This is a genomic window from Anaerolineales bacterium (assembly GCA_016928575.1).
In the GTDB taxonomy this organism is placed as follows: domain Bacteria; phylum Chloroflexota; class Anaerolineae; order Anaerolineales; family RBG-16-64-43; genus JAFGKK01.
The window spans coordinates 88776-112005 of the sequence record JAFGKK010000057.1 but is presented as its reverse complement, the minus strand read 5'-3'; the positions used below and the strand labels follow the sequence as shown (position 1 = coordinate 112005).

General features: G+C 62.3%; 16 protein-coding genes. 7 read left to right on the top strand and 9 right to left on the bottom strand.

Going from position 1 to position 23230, the window contains the following annotated elements; translation table 11 throughout:
- Positions 1 to 200: 200 nt before the first annotated feature.
- The 3 genes from JW929_07225 to JW929_07215 all read right to left on the bottom strand — a co-directional run bounded on the left by JW929_07225 (position 201) and on the right by JW929_07215 (position 3966).
- Positions 201 to 926, bottom strand: coding sequence for a VTC domain-containing protein (locus JW929_07225; GenBank protein MBN1439183.1), 726 nt, complete (start codon positions 924 to 926; stop codon positions 201 to 203).
- Positions 927 to 2198: a DUF4956 domain-containing protein gene (locus JW929_07220; protein MBN1439182.1), complete on the bottom strand. Its 1272-nt coding sequence runs from the start codon at positions 2196 to 2198 to the stop codon at positions 927 to 929. It lies immediately after the preceding gene.
- 91 nt (positions 2199 to 2289) lie between these two features.
- Entirely contained in the window at positions 2290 to 3966 is a 1677-nt protein-coding gene (locus JW929_07215; GenBank protein MBN1439181.1) for a CotH kinase family protein, read from the bottom strand.
- Positions 3967 to 4370: 404 nt separating this feature from the next.
- Between JW929_07215 and JW929_07210 the strand changes: the two genes are divergently transcribed.
- The 3 genes from JW929_07210 to mfd all read left to right on the top strand — a co-directional run bounded on the left by JW929_07210 (position 4371) and on the right by mfd (position 9204).
- Positions 4371 to 5012 carry a hypothetical protein gene (locus tag JW929_07210; protein ID MBN1439180.1) on the top strand — a complete coding sequence of 214 codons (642 nt, stop codon included), beginning with the start codon at positions 4371 to 4373 and terminating at the stop codon, positions 5010 to 5012.
- 96 nt (positions 5013 to 5108) lie between these two features.
- Positions 5109 to 5768: an aminoacyl-tRNA hydrolase gene (locus JW929_07205; GenBank protein ID MBN1439179.1), complete on the top strand. Its 660-nt coding sequence runs from the start codon at positions 5109 to 5111 to the stop codon at positions 5766 to 5768.
- 7 nt (positions 5769 to 5775) lie between these two features.
- Positions 5776 to 9204 carry a transcription-repair coupling factor gene (gene mfd, locus JW929_07200; GenBank protein ID MBN1439178.1) on the top strand — a complete coding sequence of 1143 codons (3429 nt, stop codon included), beginning with the start codon at positions 5776 to 5778 and terminating at the stop codon, positions 9202 to 9204.
- Between the two features lie 382 nt (positions 9205 to 9586).
- Here mfd and JW929_07195 read toward each other — a convergent pair whose 3' ends face one another.
- Entirely contained in the window at positions 9587 to 9973 is a 387-nt protein-coding gene (locus tag JW929_07195) for a hypothetical protein (GenBank protein ID MBN1439177.1), read from the bottom strand.
- A 616-nt stretch (positions 9974 to 10589) separates the two neighbouring features.
- On the opposite strand from JW929_07195, the gene JW929_07190 reads away from it, so the two are divergent.
- Positions 10590 to 11474 carry a GGDEF domain-containing protein gene (locus JW929_07190; GenBank protein ID MBN1439176.1) on the top strand — a complete coding sequence of 295 codons (885 nt, stop codon included), beginning with the start codon at positions 10590 to 10592 and terminating at the stop codon, positions 11472 to 11474.
- Between the two features lie 114 nt (positions 11475 to 11588).
- On the opposite strand, the gene JW929_07185 is transcribed toward JW929_07190, so the two are convergent.
- Both JW929_07185 and JW929_07180 read right to left on the bottom strand, forming a co-directional pair.
- Complete coding sequence (locus JW929_07185; protein MBN1439175.1) at positions 11589 to 13049, bottom strand: phosphoglucomutase/phosphomannomutase family protein; 1461 nt, start codon at positions 13047 to 13049, stop codon at positions 11589 to 11591.
- 393 nt (positions 13050 to 13442) lie between these two features.
- Entirely contained in the window at positions 13443 to 14729 is a 1287-nt protein-coding gene (locus JW929_07180) for an extracellular solute-binding protein (protein ID MBN1439174.1), read from the bottom strand.
- Positions 14730 to 14987: 258 nt separating this feature from the next.
- Between JW929_07180 and JW929_07175 the strand changes: the two genes are divergently transcribed.
- The gene (locus tag JW929_07175; GenBank protein ID MBN1439173.1) at positions 14988 to 15572 is read left to right on the top strand and encodes a hypothetical protein; all 585 of its coding nucleotides are present in this window, start codon (positions 14988 to 14990) and stop codon (positions 15570 to 15572) included.
- A gap of 419 nt (positions 15573 to 15991) precedes the next feature.
- Positions 15992 to 17281 carry a glucose-1-phosphate adenylyltransferase gene (glgC, locus tag JW929_07170; protein MBN1439172.1) on the top strand — a complete coding sequence of 430 codons (1290 nt, stop codon included), beginning with the start codon at positions 15992 to 15994 and terminating at the stop codon, positions 17279 to 17281.
- 749 nt (positions 17282 to 18030) lie between these two features.
- On the opposite strand, the gene JW929_07165 is transcribed toward glgC, so the two are convergent.
- The 3 genes from JW929_07165 to JW929_07155 are packed head-to-tail and all read right to left on the bottom strand — an operon-like array spanning position 18031 to position 21389.
- Positions 18031 to 19266 (bottom strand): ABC transporter permease, encoded by a 1236-nt coding sequence (locus JW929_07165; GenBank protein MBN1439171.1) that lies wholly within the window; start codon positions 19264 to 19266, stop codon positions 18031 to 18033.
- Positions 19241 to 19930 (bottom strand): ABC transporter ATP-binding protein, encoded by a 690-nt coding sequence (locus JW929_07160; protein ID MBN1439170.1) that lies wholly within the window; start codon positions 19928 to 19930, stop codon positions 19241 to 19243. Before JW929_07160 ends, JW929_07165 begins: the two co-directional genes overlap by 26 nt.
- A 22-nt stretch (positions 19931 to 19952) precedes the next feature.
- Positions 19953 to 21389, bottom strand: coding sequence for an efflux RND transporter periplasmic adaptor subunit (locus JW929_07155; protein MBN1439169.1), 1437 nt, complete (start codon positions 21387 to 21389; stop codon positions 19953 to 19955).
- Between the two features lie 635 nt (positions 21390 to 22024).
- Between JW929_07155 and JW929_07150 the strand changes: the two genes are divergently transcribed.
- A complete protein-coding gene (locus tag JW929_07150; protein MBN1439168.1) occupies positions 22025 to 23149 on the top strand; it encodes an FAD-dependent oxidoreductase in 1125 nt (374 codons plus the stop codon).
- The last annotated feature ends 81 nt before the right edge of the window (positions 23150 to 23230 follow it).

Genomic DNA, 23230 nt, shown 5'->3' with positions numbered 1-23230 from the left:
GGGGCTACTCAACCACCATTTTTCTTTTTTCATCATCCTGTTGGGTGGGGATTCTTCGCGGTTCTTCCCGATTTTATCGTACAAAAAACCGCCGGCCTCAGATCAGGATTTGGACAGGCCGCGGACCACAATACCGGTTGCTTCGGCATTGCACGTCGGAATCGTCGGTACGACCTTCGCCTGTCGTCCCGTCCTTTAAATTAAAAATACACCCGTTCAATTCCCTGCACGTATTTGGAATTCCGCATGATGCGAAAGGGGAAGTACCCCGCGGCCCGGTCGGCCTGCGGCTCTTCCCCGACCGCGTATTTTAATTCCACGATTACGTCGCGGGGGTTTTGCTGCCTGTGTAGCAGCGAATTCCGGAAGGGACCGTGGATCCTCCAAAAGACCTGTTGGGAATCGACCGTGATCCGGAACCGTTCCTCGAGCGCGGCGAAATAGCTGCGTTGATAGCAGTTAAGCAGGACGGGAGCAAGTCTGCGGAGGTCGTCTCGGACGGTCTCCGGAAGGGAGGAACGGTCGGCGAGCTCCTGGAATACGCGGCGGTTGAAGTGCTCGTCCAACACGAATGGCGCCATCGGGTAGGATAGCTTCTTCCCCACCAAGCCGTATTTAACCTTGAATTCCAACATCGGCCGCTCGATCATTCCGTCCATCGTTCCGTACCAGCGCAGCCGCACCTTGCGCCTCTGCGCAGCTCCGGAAACGTTGTCGTTGTAATTGTCCATGTCGGCGGTATCCAGGTAGAGGCTGTTGATCTGCCGCGGCGGATACGGCGCACGGCACATCAGCGGATGCGAGCGCACGATGGCCGTCACCTGGCGCGGAAGCAACTCCTCGGAAAGGAACTTGCGTTCGTATCGGAAGGAGCGCAGCCGGGTATACTCCTGGATGTTCCCGGACGCAGAGTCTCGGCGCGCCATCTACCAAATCCCCTTGTTGTCGAGAAAGGAAATCTCCATCTCCGGCGAGAGTTCCCGCAGGGAAGCGCGCGCCTGCTCGAGATCCGAAATATGGCGGAATTCCACGACGAACGATGTCTCGGCCTGATCGGGATTCTCGTCGTATCGGATCAGCCGGAGTTTGGCGCAGTGCTTCTCAAGCACCTCGCGGACCCGGCTCATTCCGATTTTTCCGGGCTCACGGCTGGAAACGGTCAGATGCAGGTTGATATCCGCCTGCGTTTGCCGCAACAATCGCGCCAGGCCGATCAGCAGGACCACCACCATAAAACTTAAGAGAGTGACCAAGCGCTGGTTGTCCCCCAATCCGATTCCCAGACTGATGGCGAAGAACAGGTACGCCAGCTCCTCCGGCTCCTTGACCGCCGTGCGGAACCGGATGATCGAAAGCGCTCCGACCAAGCCTAGCGAGAGGGCCACGGAGGACCGAACCACCAGGATGATGAACGTGGTCGTCACGGTCACCAGCATGAAGTTGGCGGCGAATTTTCTCCGGTTGGAAAGGGAGGATCCCCAATAGATGTAAACCCGGCTGAGGAGAAAAGAAAAAACCACGGACAACAGCAGGTTAACCGCAAACACTCCCGTCTCGAGTGGAGCCCCCTGGCCAGCGGTGACCTCCGCCCACAATTCCTGCAATGCGTTCGGGGCGGCCGTCGGTTCCGGCGTCGCGGTCGGCAGAACCGCGGTTTGGCCTTCGGAACCGACGGGCGGCTCCCCGCCCCCTTCCGAATGCAAAATCGCCAGAGATATCTCGTCCACTTCGGTCGTTCGTTCACCGTGCGAGGCGAAAACGATGATGCCCGGATCAAGCGGTTCGGGGTCTTCGGCCGAAAGGATTTCGTTCCCGTCTACGGCGATGGAGTGCCTGCCCTGTTGGACCGTGATGCGGAAATCCATCCATGCGCCTTCCGACGGCGTCCATCCCGCGGACCGGTCCAATTCCCGCTGTTGATCCGGCCGGATTTCCCGGAAGAGAACCATGTCGCTGACGAGAATCCTCAGTGCGTAGCCCCCCCGGTCGGCTTCGCGGTAGAGAATTACGGTCTCGCCGGGTCCGGAGAATCTCACTTTTACCGTTAGATCGAAATCCGCCCATCCTCCCATGCGGGCCGCGAAATTCCCCGGGCCGATGCGCAGGATTCCGTCGACGACGATTGCCTCCGGCGAATGCTCCCACCCCGGCAGATGCGGGTCGTCAAAGGATTCCTGCCATCCTGCTTCCTGGGCCAAAGCCGTTCGCGCGCATCCTCCCGTTGCAAGCATAAAAAGAAAAAGGCCCGCACAGGCGGCGGGGATTCTTCGATTCATATGGCACCTCCCATCAGGATTTTTCCGCGGCTGCGGTAGTTCCGGATTCCGCCTCCAGCACCAGTTGGCTGCGTGCGTAGGCTTCCCTTTCGGCGACGAACTCCAGCAACGCCTCCCAGGAGTGATCGAAGGCTTCGGGCGGGAACAAGGCGTCTTCCGCGAAGAACGCCTTGTCGCCGGTGGATTGGGAAATGAAGGGCGCGATCTGGCGGTGCAGAAACTGCACCCGCTCGGCGACCTTGGCGCGGGTGAACCAAACCACCAGGAGCAGATCGAGGTAAGCCGCATACTTTGCGCGGTAGCGCCCGATTTGCATCGCCCGATCGTAGAGGGGCGCCCGCTCCACCAAGCCCGGGTCGGACCGCTCGAACAGCGGCATCCGCGGATTTCCGCCCCAGGCGAGGTCCCAGGGTATCCATTCAAACAGGTCCGTGACGGGATCGTGGTAAAGGAAATAATTGTTCCCCGTGTAAGGGTAGGAATCCCAATTGTCCAGGAGGGTGACCACCGCCAAGTAACGGAGGAAGGCGTCCATGTTAACCACGCCCTCCAGCGCCCGCCGGAAATCTTCTTCAGATTCGTACGCCGTGCCGTCGATCACCCGGCACAATTCCACGATGTCGCTGTAATCCGCCTCCTCCTCGTTCGATGTTTTGCCGTACGCATATTGCCCGTTCCGGACGGGATAATCCTCGATTCGGTCTCCGTAATACACGAGGTCCATCGGTCCGCGTTGGGCATGGCTCGCCTTGTATAGGTTGCCCCCCTGGCTCTGGGCGCCGAAGCGGTTGCGGATGTATTTGTTGTCGACGCGCTCGACGAGCGAATAGATTCCCCAGTAGACGGGCGGCCGGCCGTCGTCGGCGATGTCGATCCAAAGCTCCACGAAAGCGGTATGGCTGGCCGGCAGGCCGGCGGCGTACATCATTTCGTAGGCCAGTTTTTCCTTGAGCAGGGTCGAATCGCCGATGTTGTTGAGCAGCATCAACTGACGCAGGTTTCGGTATTCCTGCCCGTCGACGAAGGCATCGGTGTCGATCTCCCATGGTTTTTTCAGGCCGGAGGTCCGCAGAGAAAATTGTCCGCGCATGCGGAACCCGACATCCCGCACTGCCTCCCCGAATACGTTCGCATCAGCGCGCACTTGGAGTTTGGCTTCCGGATCGGCCCACATCGCATCCCAATCGGATTGCCTCAAGGCGATATCGATCCGGCGGACTCGGCTGTCGTCGAACACCGCCGCGTAATCGACGGTGCTCGAAGCCGGGTGGCGCACGTGCACCGTCGCCTGATCCGTTGCATAGCGTCCGAGCGAATCGGTCACCCGCAGCGTGACGGCATACCGTCCGGGTTTGGAATAGAGGTATTGCACATAGCCTTTGCTCGCGGTGGCGTCGATATCGATGGCCCCGTTGCCGTCGAGATCCCATTCGTAACGGACGATCTCCGCTCCTTGCGAGCGGCTGCCGTAGCCGCTGAAATAAACGGTCAGCGGCGCCCAGCCGTTGTTGTACACGGCGTTCGCCTGTGCGATTACCTGCGGACTTTCCGGCGCGGCCGCGGCCGGCGGTCCGGGATGAAGCATTACCGTGTGCAGGATGATTATTCCCAGGATCAGGGACAGAATAATGCAGCCCTTCTCCGATACCCTGCGGATCCGTGCCGGCCGGACCTCCCTAGCAGAGGCCATGGATGCTTTCCTCTTTTTTTTCTTTTTCGGCATCGATGGAATCCGGAATTCGCCTCCGGATACATCCTCCGCGGCGCATCCGCGGTTTACAAAAAACAACGCGTTCCTCCGGCGAAACGCTTGGCAACGGCGACCGGATCCCCTTCTAGCCGTCTCCGTTGCCATCCTCCATTTTCCAACCCGGCGCATCGATAGTGTTTGTTCGGATTCATTATATGCGAAAAGACACCCGTAAAAATCAGCCGCAATCCGCCCTTTCCACCTTTCTTCCCAATAGGGGAAAAACGCAAGCCGCAGAAGGACAATCCCCCGATCTGCCGCTTCGGCGGAAATCGACTGAGGCTCTTGAGATCATTCCTGGGAATTCTTGAAAACCTGAATGCTTTGGATTAAACTGGCTTGTCATGCGTTTTCCGGCCCGTTTGGCCTTTCTTCTAGCGCTTTCGATTTCCGCGTTTTCCTTCCAGGCGGACGAAGCCCTGCGGATTGATTCGCCCGCAGCGGGTGAAACCGTTTCGGGAATGGTCGAGATCTCGGGAACGGCGGCCGCGTCCGGAATGATGCGTTGGCGCGTGGAATTCGCCTACGATCCCGATCCGACCGGCACCTGGTTTCCCATTGCCGAAGGCGCCTCGCCGGTGACGAATGGCGTCCTGGCGGAATGGGACGTCACCCGGATCAGCGAGGGCGAGTACACCCTGCGGATCGCGGCATATTTTGCGGACGGGTCGATGCGCGAATCAATCGTGCGGGGAATCCGCGTGCGGCGCGCTTACCCGCTGGCGACGACCGCGGAGCCGGAGGCCGTTACGCCGGCGGAGGTCCCGCCGCAGCCGGCGCACCAACCGCCGGCCGCTTTCCCGGCTCCCACCGCGGCGGAAAGCCCGGCCTCCACTTCCGCGCCGGATTCCACTTCTTTGGGAGCCGCCTTTCTGGCCGGCGCCCTGATGGCCGGGATGGGATTCGGACTTGCCGCGCTTCGTACGCGCTGGCTGCTTTGGCGGCGGCGGCGGATGGTCCGGCGGATCCGAAAGTCCGGCGGCTGATCCGCCGAGAGGACAGCCGCCTCCGGCGCTTCCAAGAAACGCGAAAAGCACCCGCGGGGATCCTCCGCGATGGGATAGGTCCGGCAAATCGAAAAAATGTTTTTTCCCGTATCTCGAAAAAAAGAAGGCGGAAGAATGGAGAAATTGTTCCTAATCGTCGGCCTGGGGAATCCCGGCCGGGAATATGCGGCGACCCGCCACAACATCGGCTTCCGGATCGCGGACCGTTTGGCGGAAGAGATCGGCGTGCGATTCTCCCGCCAGCAGAACCATGCTCTGCTTGCGTCCGGAACCCGGTCCGGAGCCAGGCTGGTCCTCGCCAAACCGCAGACCTTCATGAACCTCAGCGGACAATCCGTCGCGGCGCTGGTCCGCTTTTATAAAATCCCGCTCGCGGCCCTCCTGGTGTGTTGCGACGACATCGACCTGCCGTTTGGGACGATCCGCCTGCGCGCCTCCGGCGGCTCGGCCGGACAGCGCGGGATGCAATCGATCCTCGATTCCATCAACAGCCGGGAGGTTCCCCGCCTGCGGTTCGGGGTCGGCCGCCCGCCGGGGAGGATGGACGCAGCGGATTACGTACTGCGGAAATTCGATCCCGAGGAGGAGGAAAGCGTCCCGGCGGTCGTGGAGCGTGCGGCGGAAGCCGCGTTGACGTTTGTCGACCGCGGGTTGGCGGAGGCCATGACCCGTTTCAATCCGCCCCCCGCGGATCCCCCCTCCCGCGGAACCGCACCGCCGGCAGGGCTTTCCTGAAGCGGCCTTGGATCTTTCGCGGCTGCTGTCCTTGATCGAAGAAGACCCCCGCTTCCGGGAAGTCCTGGAAGCCGCGACTGCGCGCGCCCCCGCTCCTTCGGTCTCCTTATCCCTGCCCCGCGCCGCAAGGCCTCCGCTGCTGGCGGCGCTGGCGCGCCGTTCATCGATTCCGATCCTCCTGCTCACCCCCCGCTCCGAACGGGCTATGCTCCTGCGGGATGAGATCGCCGCCTGGGACCCGCGGGTGGAGACTCTGCTCTACTCGGAACCGACGCCGGTCTTCTACGAACAATCCCCCTGGGGTCCGCGGACCGTCCGCGAGCGGATTGCCGCGCTTGCCGGTCTCGGCGCGGCGGGAGCCGGCGGACGGCCGGCCCGCCCCCTGATCGTAATCGCTTCCGGCCGCGCGCTGATCACGCCGACCCTGCCCTGCGACGCCTTCCGCGCCGCCTTGCGGACCTTCCGGGCGGGGAATTCCGCTTCTCCCGAAGCCTTGAGCCGTGAGTGGATCGATCTCGGCTATCAGCCTGCCAGCCTGACCGTCGAACCGGGGCAATTCAGCCGCCGGGGAGGCATCGTCGACATCTGGCCGCCGGCCGATCGGCGCCCGACCCGGCTGGAATTCTTCGGCGACCAGATCGAAACCTTGCGGCTGTTCGACCCCGCCACCCAACGGACCGCCGGTCCGGCGGAATCCCTCATCGTAACTCCGGCTCGGGAACTCCTGGCTTCCGATCTTTCCCGGATCGGCCGCCTTCCGAACGGCGGCAAGCCTGGCGCGGATTTTCCATACGAATTCTGGATCCCGTGGGCTTACAAGCCGGCCGGCCTGCTCGACTACCTCCCGAACCGCGGTATCGTCGCGATCGAGGAATGGAACGAACTGGCCGATGTGGTCGCCGATCTCGAGGAACACGCACTGGCCTTGCGCGGGGAAGCCGAGGAAAGCGGCGTGCTTTCCGCCGACGATCCCCTCGCGCACCTGACCTGGGACGACATCCGCGAGGCGCTGGAAATCCGAATCCCTTTGCATCTGGGCTTGGGCGGAGATGACAGCATGCTCCTCCCGATCGGCGAATCCTTCACGCCTGCGCCGCGCTTCGGCGGAATGCTAAAAACGTTCGTCGAACAGACCCACCTTCTGCGTCAGAAAAAACATCGCGTCGTAGTGGTTTCGCGCCAGGCGGACCGGCTCCTGGAAGTCTGGGAAGAGCAACGCCCGGGGGCCAACCCCGCCCTCGTTCCGGAAAATACGCCCGTTGCGCCGCCCGCCGAAGCCGACTTGGTGTTCGTGCACGGATCCCTGCAGGAAGGGTTTACCTTCCGGGACCTGCACCTGCTGGCCGACGGCGATATTTTCGGATGGATCCGTCCGGAACCGCGCCGCCGCCCTGCGGCCAAAGCCCTGCCGCCGGAATCCGCCTATGCCGACCTCAAGAGCGGGGATTTCGTCGTCCATATCGAATTCGGGATCGGGGTTTTTTCCGGATTGGTGCGGCGGATGGTGGACGGGCTGGAACGGGAATATCTGCAAGTGGAATTCGGGGACGGCGGCCAGGTGTACGTTCCGATCCATCAGGCGGACCGGTTGATGCGTTACATCGGCCCCGACGACCGCGCGCCGACCCTATCCCGCCTCGGCTCGCAGGAATGGACCGCCACCCGGGAACGGGCCCGGCGCGCCGCATTGGATGTAGCCCGCGACATGCTGGCTCTTTATGCCCGGCGCGAGTCCGCCCAGGGCCGGGCGTTCGCCCCCGACACCCCCTGGCAGCGCGAACTGGAAAGCTCCTTTCCCTACGTGGAAACCGACGACCAACTGCGGGCGATCGCCGAGGTGAAGCGCGATATGGAGCGAGCGCGCCCGATGGACCGCCTGATCTGCGGCGACGTGGGGTACGGCAAGACCGAAGTCGCCCTGCGGGCCGCGTTCAAAGCAGTGATGGACGGTGTCCAGGTGGCGGTGCTCGTCCCCACCACCGTTTTGGCTCAGCAGCATTTCCAGACCTTTTCCCAAAGGCTGGCGGCCTTCCCGTTGCGGGTGGAGATGCTTTCACGCTTCCGCACGCCCTTTGAGCAGGAGCGGATCCTCGAACACCTCGGCCGGGGCGAAGTCGACATCCTCATCGGCACCCACCGCCTGATTCAGCGCGACGTGGCGTTTTCAAATCTTGGACTGCTCGTGATCGACGAAGAGCAGCGCTTCGGCGTGGCCCACAAGGAGCACCTGAAGAGGCTGCGCACCGAGGTGGACGTGCTGACCCTCACCGCAACGCCGATTCCCCGCACGCTGTACCTCTCGCTTGCGGGCGTGCGCGACATCTCCAACATCAACACGCCCCCCGAGGAACGGATGCCGGTCGTCACCCGCGTCGGCCCGTACAGCGAAAAGCAGGTCCGCCAGGCGGTTCTGCGGGAACTCGAGCGCGGCGGGCAGGTGTTCTATCTTCACAACCGGGTGGAAACGATCCGTTCGGTGAAGGAAAAATTGGCCGCCCTCGTCCCGGAGGCGCGCATCCGGATCGGCCACGGGCAGATGCCCGAGCATGAATTGGAACACACGATGGACTCCTTCGTCCGGCGCGACGTGGACGTGCTGTTGTGCACGTCGATCATCGAATCCGGCCTCGACATCCCCAACGCCAACACGCTGATCGTCGACCGGGCCGATACCTTCGGGCTGGCGCAACTGCATCAGCTGCGCGGGAGGGTGGGACGCGGGCCGGTGCGGGCCTACGCCTACTTCTTCACCGACCGCCGACACCGCCCCTCCCCGGAAGCTTACGAGCGCTTGCAGGCCCTGGCCGAACAGAACGAACTTGGAGGCGGGTATGCGATCGCGATGCGCGATCTGGAGATCCGCGGCGCTGGCGAGATCCTTGGAACGCGTCAAAGCGGCCATATCGCCGCGATCGGATTCCACCTATACACCCGCCTGCTCTCCCAAGCGGTGCGGCGCCTGCGGGCCGAGCGCGACGGCCGGGTCCCCGAGATGGAAAATCTTCCCCCCAGCGTGGATCTCCCGCTGGCGGCCGCGCTGCCGGAGGACTATGTCCCGGACCGCGATCTGCGCCTGCGGCTGTACCGGCGCATGGCCGAGATCGCCGCCGAAGAGGAACTGGCCGCGCTGCGCCGGGAATTGGTGGACCGGTTCGGCCCGCTTCCGGAAGCGGCCGAGAATCTGCTGTTTCAATTGCGGGTGAAGGTCCTCGCCCAGCAAGCCGGCGTGGACGTCGTCGCCTTGGAAGGCGGCGTGCTGATGATCGGCGCCGTCCTCGGCGAGGATGTCCGTCCGGCCGAGATCCATCCGCGCGGACGGTACAGCAAAGGGCGGTTGTACATTCCCGTCACAGCCGATCCGGAGGAATGGAGACCGGAACTCCTTGGAGTGTTGAAAATGATCGTCGAGAAAATCCGCGCCCGGCGGTCGGAGTAACAATCCTTCCATAACCGATCAGCCGGAAATGAGTCCGGTGTTCTTTTTGGCAGGGATTTCTCGCCTTTACTGTTTTCCCTCGATCCCACGCCCCCGCTCCGCCGCCCTGCTTGGTATGCGGGGGCTTTGCGGGCGGGCTGGCCTTCTCCTTCCGGCGTATCCTTGCCTCCGGCCGCAACCGGCGGGTTGGGATTGCCGCCTTGAAGGAAAAATTTTTCTTCATCATAGCCGGGCGAAGACCCGCGTTGGGTGGGGAGAGAAATAACCGAGGGCACTATGCCGGGCGGCGATGCCGCAGCCAACCGGCCCTACCTCGCAAAGCCGAAGGCGGCGCTTTTTTGCTGGCCGCACCGGTGCGACCGGATACCATCCGCCCCGGCTGTCACCCACCGAAGAACATTTTCCCCACCGGCGAATCCAACAGGATCAACAAGGCCGGGCTTGTTAACGCCAATACAACCGCAAGCGATAAGAAAATGAATAATCCGGCGCTGAGCAGGGCGAACTTGAATAAACCCGCGCCATATTTGCCCGCGCTTGTCGGCTCCCGGGACAGTCCGATGACCGTGTTGGCGATTAATAGCACGGTGCCGTAACATAGTCCGAGGGACAAGAAGAAGCTTACGACCGCCGCCGCAGGAAGGTTGAACGACAACAACTTGGCGAAATATTCCGGTGAAAGGATTCCCATCCAGACGGCGATGACGACCGGGAAGGCGGTCACGAGCGCCGCCGAAAGGTGTTTACGGATTCGAACATTCCGTTCCATTTGCGTTTGCCGTCCTCCTGTATCCATGGTGTGCTTCCCTCCATCTGCCCGAAAAGAACATCCGGTTCTTCTTCATTCGCAACGGCAAGGCGCGCCCGACGCGCTGTCATGCCCCGGCGTGCCGCCGGGGCGCCCCTCAAGTTCCGCCGCCGGACATCTTCATTTGGCGATAACAGCTTATGCGGCGGCGATCCCCGCCCCCCTTTCCGATGTCGGAAGGATTGAATGCGGCCAACCGCTCCCCTGCCAAACATTTCATTATAGAAGACACTATTCGCAAAAATCCTTCCATCGTGCAAGGAACGATCGGCCAAATTTGTCTCTGCCGCGGCCGGCGCGCAAGAAGGCATCTGCGGGGGTTTTCCACGAGAAGGATCCCGTACTGCCCTTGCTGGAGGACGGATCCGTTCTGCGCGTTGTCCAACCTTTTCCGTCGGCGCGGGTTTTCCCCTTTTCCTTTTTTGCGCAAGGTCCCATATAATATACGCAAGCAGGATGTTCCTTCCGGCGGAAGAACCGAAGAAACCCTTCCGTGCCTTTGCTTGGCGGCTGTTGAGGAGGTTGCGAGATGGCCGGAAAAACCCGATCCGCACGAAAAACAACAAGAACACCCCTTTTGGACTCCATCACGGACGGTGCGGTCGTGTTGGATGCCCAAAACCGAATCCTGAGCATCAATCCGGCGGCGGCGGAGTTGGCCCGGATGGTGGAAGCCGACGCCGCGGGAAAACCCTTTCCGGACGTTTTCGCACCCTGGCTCTCCGGGCAGGGGATTCCGGATTCCGGAGGAAAATCCTTAACCGTTCCCTCGCCGCACGATCCGGAGAGGACAATTGAGATCAGCCGCCGCCCGCTTTCCGCCGCGGCCGGGGAGAACCCCGGTTCCGTCGTTTTCCTGCGGGATGTCTCCGACCGGATCCATATGGAACAGGATCACCGGCGCGCCATGGAACTGTTGTTGGAAAAAAATACCGAGATTCAGTCATTGTACGCCTCCCTGCGGGATCAGGCCGTGCGCGATCCGGTGACCGGCTTGTACAACCGGTGCTACCTGATGGAATCGCTGGACCTGGAAATGGCGCGCGCCTCCCGCGCCAAAATTCCGGTCAGCGTGCTGATAATCCGGCTGGATCAATATAAAAAGGCCGACGAACGCTACGGGGAGAAAGCCGGTGTGGAAATCCTAAAAATCCTAAGCTCCCTGATCCACCGCTACATCCGCCGCGGCGACATCGCCAGCCGGACCGCACCCGACACCTTCGTCGTGGTCCTGCCCGGCGCCCCGGCGGTCATCGCCGGTCCGCGCGCGGAACTTCTCCGCCAAGCGTTCCACAATTCCATCCTGAATTACCTCGGCACAAAGATCGAATGCACCTTCTCCTGCGGCGTGGCGGCTTCTCCGAGTCAGGGCGAGACCAAGGACGCCCTCCTGCAATCCGCCGAAATCGCCCTGCACGAATCCATCGCGGCCGGCGGCAATCGGGTCACCGTCCACGAGTAGCCCCGCCCGCCGATTTGAAGTTCCCGCCTGGAAAAACCAACGGTGCGGACGCTGAAGAGAGCGTCCGCACCGTTTCCTGTTCGACAAGCCGTTCCCCGGATCGGGGAGATTTGCTTAGATGGCTTCCTGCGCCACCTTTTCCCCGAACGACAGAAGCGCTTTGACCATTTTCTCGTCGCGGCCTTCGGCATACACCCGCAGAACCGGTTCGGTCCCCGAAGGCCGGATCAGCAGCCAGGAATCGTCGTCCAGCAGGTATTTCACCCCGTCCGTGGTCTGGACCTTGGTCACCTTCTGGCCGCCCAAGGAAGCCGGCGGATTCTCCACCAGCTTTTTGGTGATCTCCGCCTTCGAGACCGGATGCGCCAGGCGCAGATCCCGCCTTTCGTAGACCGCCGGACCCGCCTCGCGCAGAAGTCCGCCGATCAGCGTCTCCAGCGGCTCCCGATACACCGCGACCATCTCGATCAAGAGCAGGCCGAATAGAATGCCATCCCCCTCCGGGATGTGACCGAGAAAGCTCATCCCGCCGGATTCTTCGCCTCCGATCAGCACGTCGCCCTTGAGCATGTAGTCGGCGATGTAATTGAAGCCTACGGGGGTTTCGAACACTTCCAGGCCGTACTTGGCGGCCAGCCGGTTGATCATTTGGGTGGTGGAGACGGTCTTGATCACTTTTCCCCGCAGACCGCGTTTTTCCACCAGATAGCGCAGAGCCAGCGCCATGATCCGGTGCGGATCGACGAACTGGCCGCGGCCGTCCATCGCGCCGGTCCGGTCGGCGTCGCCGTCGGTGGCTACGCCGATCGCGCCGTGCCCAGCCGCGATCGCGCCCGCCAGCGCCCCCAGGTTGGCCGCAATCGGTTCGGGATGCACGCCGCCGAATCCCGGATTCATCTCGCCCCGCACCTCGAACACCTCGCATCCCGTTCCCTGCAGGATCGTCTTGATCTGCCCGCGGCCGGAGCCGTACATCGAATCCACCACCACACGCGGAGGATTGTCCGCGATCGCGTCGAAATCGATCAGGTTGCGGAGATGCGCGTGGTACGCCGGAATCGGATTGAAGCGGAGAATCTTCTTGGCCTCCAGAGCCTGGCGGTAATCCATCAGGTTCGGCCCGCGTCCCTGGGCTTCGTTGTCGGAAAGGTAGATTTCCACGCGGCGGCATTGTTCGGGAAGCGCCGATCCGCCGAAGAAGGATTTCAATTTCACGCCGTTGTAGCGCGGGGCGTTGTGGGAAGCGGTGATCATGACGCCCCCCAAAGCCTTGCGATGGGTGATCGCGTGGGAAATCGCCGGTGTGGGGGCGTCAGCCTGGGCCAGGTGCACGGTGTACCCGTTGGCCGCCAGCACCCGCGCCACGTCCACCGCAAACCGGTCGGAAAGGAAGCGGGTGTCAAACCCGACGACCATTTCCCGCGAGGCGCGGCCCTCCGGAAGCGCGGCGATCCGGTTCCAATCCGGCGAGGCGGCCGCGTCGGCGATCGCCTGGGTCAACAGGCGCAGGTTTGCGAAGGTGAACGTATCTGAAATGACGGCCCGCCAGCCGTCCGTCCCGAAACTTATGGTCATTGAGGATTCTCCTTTTCGGCCGGGGCGTCAGCCGCTCCGCGGCCCGGACTCATAGAATCAGCACGGAACCGGCTCGGGCTATGGGTGGGGAATGGCGCCCTTGCCGGCGATCCGACCTGCAGGGAAGATTCCAATTCTGGCGGTGGATTCCGAACGCCTTCGGCTCCCACGGCTGCGGTTGTCCGAGAGTATTCGACCGCCTAGGTATCCTTTGGCGGTCCGATTATACCCGGATCGAATCCCTATCCGGAAAGCGCGTTGGTCCGGAATTCCGGTTTCCAGCGCTGTCCTCCCGCGGCAACCACGCCCCCGGCCGGCGCAGTTTTCAACCATCCAAGTTTTGCGCCGAGAGGCGTTTGCGCATCCGGATTCGCTGGTTCCGGCGGTTTGAAGTCAGGGACGGATGGATTCCGCCGCTTCCCGTGCTGCCTCCTCCGGGGTTGCGCCCTCCACCAACACCTTCCGGACCGCCTTGGAAAATATCGGACCGATGAAAGCGGAAATCTCATCGTCCGGAAAAGGCAGCGCCGGTCCGGAGACGCCCGCGGCGAGCTCCCGCTCGTTGCCGGGGGGCCACAAAGCCACAGCTTCGCTTGATGCCGGAAGCACGCCCTGCGCCTGCGACCATTCGGCGAGGAATTCGGGATCCGTCAGCCAAAGAATTAAATCCGCCGCTTTTATCCGGCGCATCGGATCGGCGGTGGCGAGTGTCCACGCCCAACCGGTGGCCAGGGAAAACCGGCTTCCATCGGGAGTCGGGAGGTACGTCATGAAGTAGTCGGTATTGTGCGAGACCACGGAGTACAGGGTTGCGGCGCATTCTGCGATGCTTTCGATCGCCAGGAATGCCCCCTCAAAGGAATCGATCTGAAGGCTTCGGGGAGACAGCAATTCATACTCCGCCATCGACCGCAGCCAGGAAAGCTCCCGCGCGAAGGGTTCCTGAAGGATCTCGCCGTCGGTGCTCGAAAGAATCTGAATACCGCCGGCGGCGTAGTATCCGTAAAAGAGGAACAGCGCCCGTGAATCGCCGAGGGGCAGGAATACCGGCGCCGTCCAGTTCTCCAGCGAATCCCACCGCTCCGGCTCCGAATACGGAACGGCGGTGCTGGCTAGGATCAGGGCATCCCCGGAGAATGGTAGGCCGTACCGCAGATCGTCGATGACGACCATGTTCTTGGCGTAAGCGTAATGGGAATCCCAAGTTTGGGAAGGCAGCAAGCCGTCGAGCGGATGGATGAGGTTTTTAATCGCGGCGGCTCGTAGGTTGGATTGATCGAGCGCGACCAAATCCGGCAAAGCGCCCGGGGCGGCAGCCGCGGCGACGGCGAGCGAATCGCGCAACCCTCCGGCGCCGGAGGCCGCTTTAATCCGGACGACGACTTGAACCCCGGGATTCCGCGCTTCATAGGCTTCGATCCGCTCGGCCAGGGCCTTGCCTCCGGCGGAGGAGCTGTCCGGCCGGAATGCCGGCGGCAGCCACAAGGTCAACGTCGCGATATTGACCGTCGGGGTGGGCAGCGCGGGGTTTCCGATCGTCTCGGTAACGGCAGGGAGGATGCTGGGCTTGGTGTCCGCCCCACTCTCGGGCAACGGACCGCATGCCGCAATCACGGCCGAAAAAACCACCGCCGCGGTCAGCCGCAATAAGACGGATTCTGTCGGCATCCGAACGCGCATCCCTTCTCCTTATCCGCCGCTCCCCCCGGCGTGCGGACAGCATAATAACACAGGCGCGGGTTCGGCTGAGATTCACCCCCCGGCCTTCCTTCCGATCCCGGCCCTGATCGGCCCGCGCGGATTGCTACCGCGGGCGATCGTCGCAGTCTCATATTCGCTCCCCGGTCTGTCCTTTTCCAAGGCGTTCGCGTTCGGAATGCCTGAGGAGGCCCGTCCGGCTCAAAGGGCTGTTCCGCATTCCTCAAAGCGGATACAATCTTGCCACCGCAAGTCCGGGAAAAGCGCCCGCTCCGCGCGTTCCAACCGGCTTCGGATTCCATCGAACCCTCCCTGCGCATGCGTTGGATCGTGGACCTGAAAGGGGAACAACCCCTCGCGCTTTCCTGGGCGCGCGAGTTTTTTTCCGATTTCGACACTTCGCAACTCGCGTGGGTCCGGATCGACCGCGGCCGGGGCAGGTGCCGCGGCGCATACGGAAGATGCTGGTATCCCACCCGCCGGATTCCCTTTTACCGCATCAGCGTCCAGGTTCCCGGACCGTTTCCCCATGAACTCCCGGTTCGGAGATCCCCCGTCTATCTGGCTTCCGACGGATCGCACCCTCCGCTCCCGCCGGGGACTCGGCCGGGAATCCGGGTGAAAGACCTGCGCACCGGGCGCGAGTGGATTCGAGTGGTCGGCTTCACCCGGTTGAACAATCTGGATGAAGCGATCGTATGGATCTTGGCCCATGAGGCCTTCCACTTCCTGCGACGGACCCGTCAGGTGGCCGGCCGCAACACCGAGATTCACGCCGACCGGTTTGCGGACGAAACGCTTCGGTTTTTTCTGACGGGCGGTTGACCCGGAGGGAGCGCGGATTTTTTTCATCGGCTCCCAACGGGGAAGCGATTCCGCGGCCGCGCCCACCCATAATCCGCTGCCGCAGCGGGAAAGCCTGCACAAAGGCGAGTCAATTAAAGCAGACGATGGAAAGAACAACTATTCCCAAATTTTCTTTGTGCGGCGACGACGGGGATTTTGTTCCAGTCCGGGGTATGGGTCCGGGGAGCGCAAGCCGATTCGGCGACCGCATACCGGTCTAGGCCGGCCATGCTCGGCCGCGCGCCGGGGTTTTGTATGATCCGTGTCTGACCCCTTTCTAATCCGTTGCGGAAATGAAAAGCGGGCCAGAATTGTGCCCGCTCGTCGGGTTATGCTATGATACGCGCAGACGGTCATAGCCGGATAAAAACCGGCGGAGTCATCATCGGAGGGTGGGGATGTCCTATATGGAGGATGTGCTCGCGGTGATTCTCGGCGGCGGCCGCGGGACCCGTTTGTTTCCCCTCACCCGCATGCGTTCCAAACCCGCCGTTCCGTTTGCCGGAAAGTACCGCCTGATCGACATCTCCATCAGCAACTGCATCAACTCCGGGATCTACCGCGTCGCCGTCCTGACCCAATACAATTCCGTCTCCCTGCACCGCCACATCGCCAGAACCTACAATTTCGATTCTTTCCACACCGGCTGGGTACAGGTGCTGGCGGCTGAGCAAACCCCCTTGCACGAGGATTGGTATCAGGGAACGGCGGACGCGGTCCGCAAACAACTCGGGCAGATCCGGTCCACGCGCGCTCCGTTGGTGATGATCCTCTCCGGCGACCACCTGTACCGCATGGACTACACCTCGATGGTCGAATTCCACATGGAGACGGACGCCGACATCAGCGTGGCGGTGCATCCGGTGACTGCCGCCGACGCTTCGCGGTTCGGAATTCTCAAGCGCGACACCAACCTGCGGATCCGCTACTTCGCCGAAAAGCCCAAGGACCCGTCCGTCCTGGCCGAGATGATCAGCCGCAACGATCCCCAACGGCCGTACCTCGGGTCGATGGGCGTATATCTATTCAAAACGCCGGTCCTAATGGAGGTGCTTGGAATGACGGGCGCCAGCGATTTCGGCACCGAGGTCATCCCCCAGGCGATTTATTCCCACAAGGTCTTCGGATTCGATTTTGACGGGTACTGGGAGGATATCGGGACCATCCGGACGTTTTACGAAACCAACCTGGCCCTCACGTCCGCCAACGCCCCTTTCAACTTCTACGACCCCCGGCGCCCAATCTACACCCATCCCCGCTTTCTGCCGGGTTCGATCCTTGAGGACAGCGACCTGCAGGATGTCCTCTTGGCCGACGGCTGCCGGATCCACGGAGCCCGGATCCGCAATTCGGTCGTCGGTTTGCGGAGCCGGATCGCCTCCAGGGCGGAGATCCGCAACAGCGTCATCCTCGGCGCCGATTATTACGACATTCCGGGCGCCGAATTTCCCCGCGGCGTCCAGCTCGGGATCGGAGCCGACAGCCGGATCGAAGGCGCAATTATCGATAAAAACGTGCGGATCGGCTCCGGGGTGGTTATCCAGCCGTTCCCTCCCGGAACGCACCTGGATGGCGAAGGCGGCCAATGGTATGTGCGCGAAGGCGTGGTCGTCATTCCCAAGGACACCATGATCCAGCCGCATACGACGATCGGCCCGGACACCCAGCTTTCCTTCATTCAAACCTAGCCTCATCCGCTCTTGATCCTGACTATTTTCCGCCTTGGGCCGCTGGCTCACAACCGTCTCCGCTTATCGGATTCTCACAGGTCTCTCCCCGCACGGGCCACACTGGGGCACAGCTCTTTGCCAAGCACGAGAGGTCTGCCCCGCCCTTTTCTTGATTCCTGTTGATTCGAATCCTTTTCCTGAGCCGGCATGAGGATAAGATGCGGGAAAAAACGAAGCGCGCTTTTCGGAGTTTTTTCCACCCATGCGACGGGCGGAAGCGATTTGATTTCCTTATCCCCCATAGCAGGATTGGTCTCCATGCGGCACTGTCCACTCTCAAGGCGGCGCCTCGATCATCTTGCAGAGATTATGATTCGTACCACAATGGTGACCGAAGCGCCGCTTTATGAATAACCTGCGTGAGATATCGACCGGCAACCAGAAAAAGCCGGCTTCAAGCGATTGGGATCATCATGACTCCCCTGCCACAAGGCAGCTTTCTTTTCCTCCCCCTCGCCCTTTACTGCTTCTGCCGGCTTACCCGCGCTTCCCCCGCTTCCCCCGCTTCGCGATGACGGGCGCGGGGGCGTGCGCCGGGAGAGGGAGGACGAAAAAAAACGCCTTGCTTTCAGTAGAAGGATGGAGAGGTTACGTATCGCATTCGGTCGACGACGAGGGAATTTTCCTTCCGGGGAATCAATAATGAAAAACACAGCCGTGATCACCGATCACGGCTGTAAACAGGTTCCGGCCGCTCAGGGGATGTGTTATTCGTACCGCAGCGCTTCGACGGGCTCCAATCCCGCGGCGCGGGAGGCCGGATAAATCCCGAAAAACAATCCCACCGCGGCAGAAAAGAGCGTCGCCAACAAGACCGAATCCAATCCGACGACCGGGGTGAATTCGTTGCCGGTCGCCGCGGCGATCTGCCCCACTGCAAAAGCCAGCGCCGTGCCCAGCCCGATTCCGATCAGGCCGCCGCAGACGCTCAGCATGGCCGATTCCGTCAGGAACTGAATCATAATGTCCTTCCGCCGCGCGCCCAGCGCCTTGCGCAGGCCGATCTCGCGGGTCCGTTCCGTCACCGAAACCAGCATGATGTTCATGATCCCGATGCCGCCCACCAAGAGCGAGATCGCGGCGATCCCCCCCAGGAAGATGGTCAGCACGCCCATGATCTGCGACGTCAGGGAAAGGAAATCCTGCTGGGTCATGAGGGTGAAATCGTCCTTGCCCACCTCGGTGTGATGCCGCACGCGGAGAATTTGGCGGATCTCTTCGGAGGCGTCGGCGACGGCTTCGGCGCTCACCGCCGAAGCGACGATCATGTCCACCCGGTTGGGCGCTTCGCCGCTGCGCTGGGCCAACCGGCTGACGGCAGTGGTATACGGTACGTACACAATGTCGTCCGCATCCGAGAATCCGCTGCCGCCCTTGGAGGCCTGGATGCCGATGACTCGGAAAGGTTGGCCTTGGATGCGCACGGATTCCCCGACCAAGCCTTCCGTCCGGCCGAACAGGTTCTCGGCGGTGGTCATCCCCAAGATCGCCACCGAAGCCCGTCCGTTCATGTGCACCTCGGTGAGAAATTCCCCTTCCGCCATGTCGAGGTTGCGGATTTCATCGTAGGCGGAGGTTACGGCGGTGACGGCCATGGTCACCGTCTCCCCGGCCGCCGAGACTTTGATCCTTCCCAGCTGGTACACAACCGAGGTCAAAAGGATCGAGGGCGCGTTCAGCGGGTCGCCGATCGCCTGCGCATCTTCGAGCGTCAGCGGCCTGCGGACGGTGACGTCCTCGTCGGCCACGCCGATTACGAAGATCAGGTTGGTGCCGATGGAATTGATCGAGCCGGAGATGGTGGCCGAAGCGCCCTGTCCGACCGAGAGCATGGCGATGACCGCGCCGACGCCGATGACGATCCCGAGCATGGTCAGTCCGGAACGCAGCTTGTTGGAGGTCAGGCTTTCCAGGGCTTCACGCAGGTTTTGCGTCAGAAACATAGTCCTCCTCGATGCTGCCGTCCTTCAGGCGGATGGTCCGGCGGGCGCGTGCGGCGACTCCCGTATCGTGCGTGACGATCACCAGCGTCGCGCCGCTTTCGCGGTTCAGCTGCAACAGAAGGTCGAGGATCTCGGCTCCCGACCGGCTGTCCAGGTTGCCGGTCGGCTCGTCGGCCAGGATGATCGCCGGACGATTGACCAGCGCCCGGGCGATCGCCACCCGCTGCTGCTGGCCCCCTGAAAGCTCCATCGGCTTGTGCTCCATGCGGTCCCCCAGCCCGACCAGCTGCAACATCTCCTGCGCGCGCTCCCGGCGGGCTTGGTCCACCCCCGCATAGCGCAGCGGCAATTCCACATTGGCCGTGGCCGTCGAGCGTCCCAGCAAATTGAAGCTTTGGAAGATGAAGCCCACCTTGCGGTTGCGGATCTCCGCCAGCGAGTCATCCTGCAGTTGAGAGACCGTCCTGCCGTCCAGCTGGTAGCTCCCCGAGGTCGGCCGGTCCAGGCAGCCGATGATGTTCATCAGCGTGCTTTTCCCGGAGCCCGAGGGCCCCATGATCGCCACCACGTCGCCGCGGCGCACGCGAAGGGACAAGCCGTCCAAAGCGTTTACGTCGACTTCGCCCATCCGGTACACCTTGCAGATGTCTTCCAGTTCGATCACCCAGTCGTCCATGGCCGAAACCTCACCCGCCGAAGAACCCGCCGCCCCCGCCGCCGCCGCTCATCGGACCGGACCCATTAAAAAATGTCGTTGGGGGATTCAACACGATCAGGTCCCCCTCCTGCAGGTCGCCCGAGACCACCTGACTCATAACGTCGTTGCTGGCGCCGAGCTCGATCTCCACGGTCTTCAACCCGCCGTCCACATAGAGGTATACCACCCGCGATCCGCCGACTGTCCGGACGGCTCGGTTGGGGACCAGCAGGACGTCCTCCAAATGCTCGACTTCAATATCCACCGCCGCCGTCATGCCGGGAAGCACCCGCGGATCCGGTTCGTCGATGACGACCGTCACCGGGTAGGCCACGGAACCGGCCGATGTGGACGCATGAAGTTTGATCTCGCTCACCCGCCCGGAAAAGAGCGTGCCGGGAATCGCGTCCAGCGAAAGCTCGGCGGCCTGGCCGACGGCTAGGCGGTTGTAATCCACCTCCGCCACGGGAACGTCTACGTGCAATTCGGAAAGGTCGGCAATCACCAAACCGATCGTTCCGGGGGAAACGGAATCCCCCGGCAGCAATTCAACGGCCATGATCGTTCCCGCAAAGGGGGCGGTGATCCTTACCTGATCGAGGATCGACTGAGCCGCGGCCACCCGCGCCTCCGCGGCGGCCAGGTCCTCTGCGGGAACCCCGTCCTTCAGGCGGTTATACTCCGCCAGGGCGTCGTTGTACCGGGCTTGGGCCAAAGCCAATTCCGCCTTGGCGATGTCCAGTTCCATCTGGGCTTCCTTGGAATTCGCGGCGGTGCTGCCGACACCCAATTCGGCATAGCGGCGCGCCTTTTCCAGTTCGCGCAGCGCGTCGAGGTACTCCTGATACAGTCTGGCCAATTCCCGTTGGGCCGCCGGACTCCCGTCGTTGCTGAACCGGTACACCATCCAGGCCCAGTGCGCGTCTTCGACCCGCTTTTCGCATTCCCTCACCCAGCCGTCGTTGTACCTCGCCACGGCGTTGTCGTAGGCGGTTTGCGCGTCGTCTAGCGCCCGCGCGGCGTTGGCCAAGGTCAATTCCGCCTGCGCCAATGCGGTTTGCGAGGTTTGCAGGTCCTCAAGGGCTTTCCGGGCGTTGACCAATTCGATCTGGGCATTGAGCACCGTCTGTGGATAGTAGGCAGGATCCAATTCCATCAACACCTGTCCGGCCTCAACCCGGTCGCCCATCCGGACGTTCACCGAGCCCACCTGCCCATTGATGGAGAAGGACAACGCGGCTTGCTGCCTGGCCTGGATCGTGCCGGTGGCTCCGATCGAGGCCGTCAGCGTCCCCCGCTCCACCACGGCCGTTTGCAGGGACTGCGCCTGCTGACGGGACTGGACAGTTTGGTAAATCCAAAACCCGATCCCGGCCACCGCCGCCACAACGACGACGGCAAGAATGGACCGCCAATGTCTCTTCATGTTCCCTCCGTTCGGATCGTTCCCCGCCGAAAAAACCTCTCGCATCCCCACGCGGCGGGCGCAATCCGGTTTTGCCCTGGTCTTCCCCCGCTTTCCGCGCCCGAAAGGCGACCGATGGTCTGCTTTTCTCCGGCGGACGGTAAAGGGGATGGTATTGAAGTGGCGACGATAAAGGCTGAATATCCGCTGCCGACCTCGAAGTGAATTCTACCCGGAGAATATGGAAATTATATGTATAAACGATTAGAATCCGGATAAAATTACGCTTAATTACAGGTCGATTTCGAGTGGGTTTCGGGTCGGCTCATGCTCAGCGGAGAGAGTGAATGTCGGATTCACAAAATCCATCTTCCATCGATCGAAAAGCGCGGATAAAAATCCCGTACCAAGCCCCTCCGGTGCGTCCGGTTTCGGAAAGGAAAAAGGATTCCCGGGAAGTCTCCCTTCCGTTGACGCCGGAGCGGGCCATGCGCGAGGCGAGCCGCTGCCTGCAATGCCCCGTGGCTCCCTGCGTGAAAGCCTGTCCGGCGGGAAACGACATCCCCGGCGCGTTGCGGAAAATCGAACAAGGGGATTTTCTCGGCGCAGCGCGGATCTACCGCCGGACGTCGACCATGGCCCAGATCTGCGGCCGGGTGTGTCCGCACGCCCAGTTGTGCGAGTGCGCCTGCGTGCGGAACAAAAACCACGAGCCGGTGCTGTGCGGGGCGCTTGAAGCTTTCGCGGCCGATTTCGAACGCGCGCAAAATCCATTCTGCCTGCAACCCGGGCCGCCCTCCGGCAAGCGCGCGGCGGTTGTCGGTTCCGGCCCGGCCGGCCTGGCCTGCGCGGAGCAACTCATCCTGCGCGGCCATCAAGTGACGGTCTTTGATTCCGCCCTCGCCGCGGGCGGTTTGCTCACTTACGGCATCCCCGGCTTTAAACTCGATCCCTCCATTGTCCAGGCCTTGATCCAGGATCTGCAGCACGCGGGCGTGGAGTTCCGGCTCGGCACCAGGATCGGCCGCCGCTATCCTTTGGACGCCCTTTTCTCCGAAGGATTCCAGGCGGTGTTTCTCGGCATCGGAGCTTCGGTTCCGACGTGCATGCAGGTTGCAGGCGCCGATCTGCCCGGGGTTTTCCCTCCGGACGAGTTCCTGTCCCGTGCGAATGTGGATCCGTCCTTGCTGCCGGAGGAATGGCGGGAGCCGCTCGGCGTCGGCAAACGGGTGGTCGTCGTCGGGGGCGGCGATACAGCATCGGATTGCCTGCGGACCTCCCTGCGCAGGGGGGCCGAACGGGTGACGTGCCTTTACCGGCGCACGGAACCGGAGATGCCGGGCGTCGCCAAGGACCGCGCTTTGGCACGCGAAGAAGGCGCGGAATTTTTGTTTCTCACGCAACCGATCCGGTTTCTGCCGGGCCCCGACGGCCGGGTCGGATCGATCGAGTGCCTCAAGTGCGAACTGGGAGAACCCGACATCGAAGGCCGCCGGCGGCCGATCCCCCTCGACGGAACGAACTTCATCGTGGAGGCGGACACCGTTGTCTGCGCGCTGGGGTACGGCCCCAATCCGGAGGTCGGCCGGTCGACCGAAGGGTTGGTAATGGATAGGAACAACCTCCTGCAGACGGATCCGCAGACCTGCGCCACCACCCGCGCCGGCGTCTTCGCGGGCGGCGACGTTGTTTCCGGCCAAGACCTGGTCGTCAACGCCATGGCCTCCGGACGCCGGGCCGCCAAATCCATCGACCGCTTCCTTCAAGATTCCGGCGTATGATCAGCCGCCCAAAGCCTGTCGCCGCGCCGGTTCGTGGCATAATACTTGCAGCAAAAAACTTGCGGCCTCTGCGCCGGTAAC